Annotated in this window: 7 protein-coding genes; 6 read left to right on the top strand and 1 reads right to left on the bottom strand. The window is 74.7% G+C overall.

Going from position 1 to position 6,687, the window contains the following annotated elements; translation table 11 throughout:
* From ACRDP3_RS01285 to ACRDP3_RS01260, 6 genes are all read left to right on the top strand, one after another.
* A partial coding sequence (locus ACRDP3_RS01285; RefSeq protein WP_431514912.1) for a dihydrolipoamide acetyltransferase family protein occupies positions 1-1,028 on the top strand: 1,028 nt, incomplete at its 5' end.
* A 3-nt stretch (positions 1,029-1,031) separates the two neighbouring features.
* On the top strand, positions 1,032-1,934 hold the full coding sequence (locus ACRDP3_RS01280) for a DUF6457 domain-containing protein (RefSeq protein WP_431514911.1): 903 nt from the start codon (positions 1,032-1,034) through the stop codon (positions 1,932-1,934).
* A complete protein-coding gene (locus ACRDP3_RS01275) occupies positions 1,931-3,331 on the top strand; it encodes a molybdopterin molybdotransferase MoeA (RefSeq protein ID WP_431514910.1) in 1,401 nt (466 codons plus the stop codon). Before ACRDP3_RS01280 ends, ACRDP3_RS01275 begins: the two co-directional genes overlap by 4 nt.
* Positions 3,332-3,448: 117 nt before the next feature.
* Positions 3,449-4,459, top strand: a complete 1,011-nt coding sequence (locus tag ACRDP3_RS01270; protein WP_431514913.1) for an NAD(P)H-quinone oxidoreductase — start codon at positions 3,449-3,451, stop codon at positions 4,457-4,459.
* 125 nt (positions 4,460-4,584) lie between these two features.
* A complete protein-coding gene (locus ACRDP3_RS01265) occupies positions 4,585-5,532 on the top strand; it encodes a hypothetical protein (RefSeq protein ID WP_431514909.1) in 948 nt (315 codons plus the stop codon).
* A 64-nt stretch (positions 5,533-5,596) separates the two neighbouring features.
* Positions 5,597-6,169 carry a bacterial proteasome activator family protein gene (locus ACRDP3_RS01260; RefSeq protein WP_431514908.1) on the top strand — a complete coding sequence of 191 codons (573 nt, stop codon included), beginning with the start codon at positions 5,597-5,599 and terminating at the stop codon, positions 6,167-6,169.
* Between the two features lie 43 nt (positions 6,170-6,212).
* On the opposite strand, the gene ACRDP3_RS01255 is transcribed toward ACRDP3_RS01260, so the two are convergent.
* A partial coding sequence (locus ACRDP3_RS01255; protein WP_431514907.1) for a TrmH family RNA methyltransferase occupies positions 6,213-6,687 on the bottom strand: 475 nt, incomplete at its 5' end.

The raw sequence follows: 6,687 nt of genomic DNA, 5'->3' as shown, positions 1-6,687 counted from the left end.
GCTACGGCACCGGCGGGCCCACCGGACGCCGCCGCCGGGTCCGCGCCGTCGACGGCTTCCGCCTCGCGGGCGGCCCGGCGACCGACGACACCGGGGGCCTCCCGCTTCCGGCGGAGCGGACACCGCTCGCCGTCATCTCACCGCTGGTCCGCCGCCTCGCCCGCGAGCACGGCGTCGACCTGCGAAGCATCAACGGGTCCGGTCCGGACGGCCTCATCCTGCGTGCGGACGTCGAACGGGCCACCCGGTCACTCACGGGCCCCGTGCCGCCGGACCCCCCGGATCTCACCGCCCCGGCAGCACCGGCGCCGAAGCCCGCCGGGACGACAGCCGCGCGCATCCCGCTGACCGGATTCCGCGGTGCCGTCGCCGACAAGCTTTCCCGCAGCCGCCGCGAGATACCCGACGCCACCTGCTGGGTCGACGCCGACGCGACGGAACTGCTGGCCGCCCGCCGGGCCATGAACGCGCACGGAGAGGCGAACGGCGCGCCCAAGGTCTCCCTGCTCGCCCTCCTCGCCCGCATCTGTACGGCCGCGCTGGCCCGCTTCCCCGAGCTGAACGCGACCGTCGACACCGGCGCCCAGGAGATCGTGCGGCTCCCCGAGGTCCATCTCGGCTTCGCCGCGCAGACCCCGCGGGGACTCGTGGTCCCGGTCGTACGCGACGCGCACACCCGCGACGCCGAGGGGCTCGGCGCGGAGCTGGCCCGGCTCACGGAGTCCGCCCGCGCGGGCACCCTGACGCCGGGCGAGCTGACCGGCGGCACCTTCACCCTCAACAACTACGGGGTCTTCGGCGTCGACGGCTCGACCCCGATCATCAACCACCCCGAGGCCGCGATGCTCGGCGTCGGCCGGATCACCGAGAAGCCGTGGGTGGTCGACGGGCAGCTGGCCGTCCGGCGGGTGGTGCAGCTGTCCTTCACCTTCGACCACCGCGTGTGCGACGGGGGCACCGCGGGCGGCTTCCTCCGCCATGTCGCGGACTGCGTGGAACAGCCGGCGGTGTTGCTCCGTACGCTCTAAGGCGTGACCCTCGACTCCCGCACCCGTCCGCACGACGCCATCGTCCTCGCCGGCGGCGGCGCCAGACGCCTCGGCGGCGCGGACAAGCCGGCCCTCACCGTCGGCGGCCGGTCCCTGCTGGACCGCGTGCTGGCCGCATGCGCGGGAGCGACCGCCACGGTCGTCGTCGGGCCGCGGCGGGCCACGCACCGCCCGGTGGTCTGGGTACGGGAGGAGCCGAGCGGCGGCGGTCCGCTCGCCGCGCTCGACGCCGGCCTGCGCAGCACCACCGAGGAAACGGTGCTCGTCCTCTCCGCCGACCTGCCGTTCCTGCGGGAGGAGACCGTGGGGGCGGTGCTGGCGGCGGTGGGAGAAGTCGCAGCTGGTACCGACGGTGCGGACGGTTCCGACGGTGCCGGGGAGTTCGAGGGCGCCCTCGTCAACGACGGCCGCGACCAGCCCCTGCTCGCCGCCTATCGCACCGAACCGCTGCGCCGCGAACTGGCGCTGCTGCGGACCGAATACGGCCACCTCAGCGGCCTGCCCTTGCGCCTGCTGCCCGCTGAGCTGAGACTGCGTCGCGTCACCCCGTCCGACACCGCCGCCGCCCTCGACTGCGACACCTGGGACGATGTCGCCGCCGCGAGGGCCCGTATCAGGGAGCATGCCACCGTGCTGGAGGAATGGCTGACCACGGTCAAGGCCGAACTGGGCGTCGAACTCGACGTCGACACCACCGCTCTCCTCGACCTGGCGCGCGACGCCGCACACGGCGTGGCCCGCCCCGCCGCGCCCCTGACCACCTTCCTGGTGGGTTACGCCGCCGCCCAGCGGGGCGGCTCCCCGCAGGACGTCGCGGAGACCGCCCGTAAGGCGGCGGAGCTGGCGGTGCGCTGGGCCGAGGAAGCGGAAGCGGGGAACGGATGAGCGGTGCCGACGAGCTCGACGAGGCACTCGCGCTGGCCAACGGGTCCACCGCCGGCGCCGGCGAACCAGCGGAGCCCCGGCACCCACGGCGGCCGCCCCGGCCGCGTACCGGCGCGGCCTCCCGTCCGGCCGCCGAGGGCGCCCCGGTGAAAGCGGACGGCCACGCGGGAGAGCACGCCGGCGTCCACCACCACGACCTGGCCTGGCCCGACGCCCATACGTACGCCGCGCGCACCGGCCGGCGCCTGCCCGCCCACGTCCTCCCCCTCGACCAGGCGCTGCACCACACCCTCGACGCCCCCCTCGACGCGCTCACCGACCTGCCCTCCTTCGACACCTCGGCCATGGACGGCTGGGCCGTCTCGGGGCCTGGTCCCTGGGAGTTGGCGGAGGCCCCGGAGAGCACCGGCATCCTCGCGGGCGACCGGCGCCAACCGCGCCGGCTGCCCGACGGCCGCGCGATCCGCATCGCGACCGGAGCCCGGGTGCCGCCGGGCGCGAACGCGGTACTGCGCTCCGAGTACGGCGAGACCGTCGGCCGGCGGCTGCGTGCGACCCAGCGGCCCGAACCCGGCACCGACATCCGGCCCCGGGGTCAGGAGTGCCGCTCCGGCGACCGGTTGCTGCCGCCGGGCACTCCGGTCACCCCGGCCGTGCTCGGTCTCGCCGCCGCCGCGGGTTACGACCGGCTGACCGTCACCAGGCGCCCGCGCGCCGAAGTCCTGGTACTCGGTGACGAACTGCTGCACCGCGGCATCCCGCACGACGGCCGCATCCGGGACGCGCTCGGCCCGATGGTGGCGCCCTGGCTCGCGGCGCTCGGCGCCGAGGTGCTGGTCACCAGGCGCCTCGGCGACGACGCCGAGGCGCTGCACGAAGCGGTGGCCTCGACCACCGCCGACATCCTCGTCACCACGGGCGGCACCGCGCACGGGCCGGTCGACCATCTCCGCCCCACGCTCGCCCGGCTCGGCGCGCGCCTGCTCATCGAGGGCGTACGGGTACGGCCGGGCCACCCGATGCTGCTCGCCCGGCTGCCCGGCACCGGCGACACCCGCGACACCCGTCCGTTCCTCGTCGGCCTCCCCGGCAACCCGCTGGCCGCGCTCTCCGGTCTGATGACGCTCGCCGCGCCCCTGATCCGTACGCTCGCCGACCGGCCCTCCCCGCGCGACCCGCACGCGGCCCTCACCGACGAGGTGCACGGACACCCCCGCGATACCCGGCTCGTGCCCGTCGCGCACTCGCCCGCGGAGTCGCTGGCCCACCCGCTGCACTACACCGGGCCCGCCATGCTCCGCGGTATCTCCACCGCCGACGCCCTGGCCGTCGTTCCGCCCGGCGGCGCCCGCTCCGGCACCTCCGTCCGGCTGCTGCCGCTCCCCTGGATCACCTGACGGGCCCGCCGCGGCCCGCTCCGCCCTGCCACGGCACGTAACGGAGCGGGGCGGGGCGGTGCCGCGCAGGGGCACTCCCGGAGTAGCGTCAGCCTCATGGGTACGTCCAACTCAACGATGCACGCGGTCACCATCCCCGAACCCGGCGGGCCCGAGGCCCTGGTCTGGGCGGAGGTGCCGGTCCCCGAACCCGGCGAGGGCGAGGTGCTGGTCGAGGTCGCGGCGAGCGCCGTCAACCGCGCCGACATCCTCCAGCGGAAGGGCTTCTACGATCCGCCGCCCGGCGCCTCCCCGTATCCCGGTCTGGAGTGCGCCGGCCGAATCACCGCGCTCGGCCCGGGGGTTGGCGGCTCCGGCGAGCCGCACTCCGGCCGGCCGGGACACTGGGCCGTCGGCGACGAAGTGTGCGCGCTGCTGGGCGGCGGCGGCTACGCCGAGCAGGTCGTCGTGCCGACCGGCCAGTTGCTGCCGGTACCGGAGGGCATCGACGTCGTCACCGCCGCGTCGCTCCCCGAGGTGACGAGCACCATCTGGTCGAACGTCTTCATGGTGGCGCATCTGCGCCCCGGCGAGACGCTGCTCGTGCACGGCGGCGGCAGCGGCATCGGCACCATGGCGATCCAGCTGGCGAAGGCCGTGGGCGCCCGGGTCGCGGTGACGGCGGGCAGCAAGGAGAAGCTGGAGCGGTGCGCGGAACTGGGCGCCGACATCCTCATCAACTACCGCGAGCAGGACTTCGCCGAGGAACTGCGCGCGGCCACCGAGGGCCAGGGCGCCGACGTCATCCTCGACATCATCGGCGCCAAGTACCTGGATCAGAACATCAAGGCGCTCGCCTACAACGGGCGGCTGGCCGTCATCGGCCTCCAGGGCGGTACCAAGGGCGAGCTGAATCTCGGCGCGCTGCTCGCCAAACGGGCGGCCGTGACGGCGACTTCGCTGCGCGCCCGCCCGGCGGCGGAGAAGTCGGCGATCGTCGCGGCCGTACGGGAACACGTATGGCCGTTGGTGACGGACGGCCGGGTGCGACCGGTGGTGGACCGGACGCTGCCGATGAGCTCGGCCGCCGACGCGCACCGTGCGATGGAGGAGAGCACGCACATCGGCAAGATCCTGCTGACGACGTAGGCGACGGCAGGCACGTACACGGGCGCGAGAGCGCGCGAACGGTGACCCTCCCGAAATGCCGGATTTGCTCAACTATGTGACGCTGATTGCACTGTTGGACAATCCGCAACGGGAGGGTCTCTGCCGTGCGGCACAGGCATGTACCACGCGCGACCGCTCTGCTGCCCTGCGTAGCCGTACTGCTGGTCACGCCTCTCACCAGTGCGGCACACGGACCGGGTGTGCGTCACCACGACCGGCCGTGTCCCGTCGTCCGCACCCAGCTGCCGGCCAAGCTGACGGCCGCCGTCACCGGCTTCGCTCTCGACGAGGCGGGCACGGAGGACGCATCACTCGACGCCGCAGTGCTCGACGCGGCGCGCGTGAACGAGGCGGGCATCAACGAGGCGCGCCTGAACGAGACGCGCATCGACCTGGCCGAGACGGGCGGCGGCGCACGTACGGACCACGCGAACAAGGACGACGCGGTTACGGACGACGCGAACGGTGCCGTCCCCGTGAGGACGCGTACCGACGACACCCACCGGCCGGCAGCGAAGCCGGACCGCGAACCGAGCACATCTCCGGACCAGCAGTCGAGCCGGAGGCCCGGCCGGCACGGCAGCGGCACCGCTGCTCCGCGCAAGAGTGCCGGGCCGGGCCGGGAGAACCGGGAGCAACGGCGCGACAGCACACCGCAGCCGCACAGTTCAGGGAGTTCCGCCCGGCGGTCTGCCGGGGGCTCCCCCTCCGCCGCACGGCCGGACGGGCAGGCCGAGCAGACCGAGCCGCCGACGGCCGCACGCCGGGACGCCCCGGAGTCGGGCAGCCCGGACCGGACGCACGCCGCCGGCGGAACGGACAGCGGGACCGGTAAGGACTCCGGGACGGGTGAGGACCCCGGGACCGGAACCTTCGGCACACATGACCTCTACGCGCCGGACCACCCGGGCCTGGACACCGGAGCCCGGCCCGGCGGCGCCCCCACGACCGCGGCCACCGGCGAGGTCTCACCCGTGCTCCCGCTGGGTGCCGGGCTGGCCTCGATCGGGCTGGGCCTCGCCTTCCTCGCCCTCCGCCTGCGGCGCGGCTGACCGACGGGCCGGCCCGACGCCCCTCGGGCGACGGGCGCCGCGGGCAGGCGTGCAGAATGGAGACATGACACAGCCGAGCAACGAACGGTCGCAGGAGAACCAGCAGGTCTTGGTCGTCGGACCGGACGGCATGGCCCTCGCCGGCACCGCCCCCAAGGGCGGCAACGGTGACGGCGACGAGCAGGCTGAGGTCCCCGTTACGGACATGGTCGAGCAGCCCGCGAAGGTCATGCGGATCGGCAGCATGATCAAGCAGCTGCTCGAAGAGGTGAAGTCGGCTCCGCTGGACGAAGCGAGCCGGGTCCGGCTCAAGGAGATCCACACCAGCTCCATCAAGGAACTGGAGGACGGCCTCGCACCCGAGCTGATCGAGGAGCTGGAACGGCTCTCGCTCCCCTTCACCGAGGACTCCGTGCCGACCGACGCCGAGCTGCGCATCGCGCAGGCGCAGCTGGTGGGCTGGCTCGAAGGGCTCTTCCACGGCATCCAGACGGCGCTGTTCGCGCAGCAGATGGCGGCGCGGGCGCAGCTGGAGCAGATGCGCAGGGCGCTGCCTCCCGGGACCCTCCCGGACGACGGCGCGCTGGGCGACGAGGACTCGGGCCGCTCGCCCCGCTCCGGCGGCCCGTACCTGTGAACCGCAGCTGAGCCTGACCGATCGGTCGGCGTCCCCCGGCGGCTCACTCGCTGGGCGGGCGGCCGGCCATCCAGTGGTAGAGCGTCATGGCGACGCTGGTGGCGAGGTTGTAGCTGGAGACCTGGGGTCGCATGGGCAGGGCGACGAGCTGATCGGCACGGGCGCGCAGCTCCGCCGAGAGCCCGTGCCGCTCCGAGCCGAAGGCCACCAGCGCGTCGTCGGGCAGGCCGAGCGTACGGATGTCCTGGCCGTCCGGGTCGAGGGCGTAGAGCCGACCGGGCGGCAGGCGGGCCGGGTCGCACTGCTCGACCGCCGTGGCGAAGTGCAGCCCGGCGCTCGCCCGGACCACCTGGGGATGCCAGGGGTCGACCGTGCCGGTGGTGAGCACGCCCGCGGCCCCCGCCCCGGCGGCGAGCCGGATCACCGCGCCGACATTGCCCAGGTGGCGCGGGTTGTCGAGGACCACGAGAGGCGCGGTGCGCGCCGTGCCCGCCGTGCCGCGGCCTGCCCCTCCGGCC

The sequence above is a fragment of the Streptomyces sp. genome (assembly GCF_050698815.1).
Taxonomy (GTDB): Bacteria; Actinomycetota; Actinomycetes; order Streptomycetales; family Streptomycetaceae; genus Streptomyces.
Note: the sequence above shows the minus strand (reverse complement) of the source record. Positions and strands in the feature narration are given on the sequence as shown.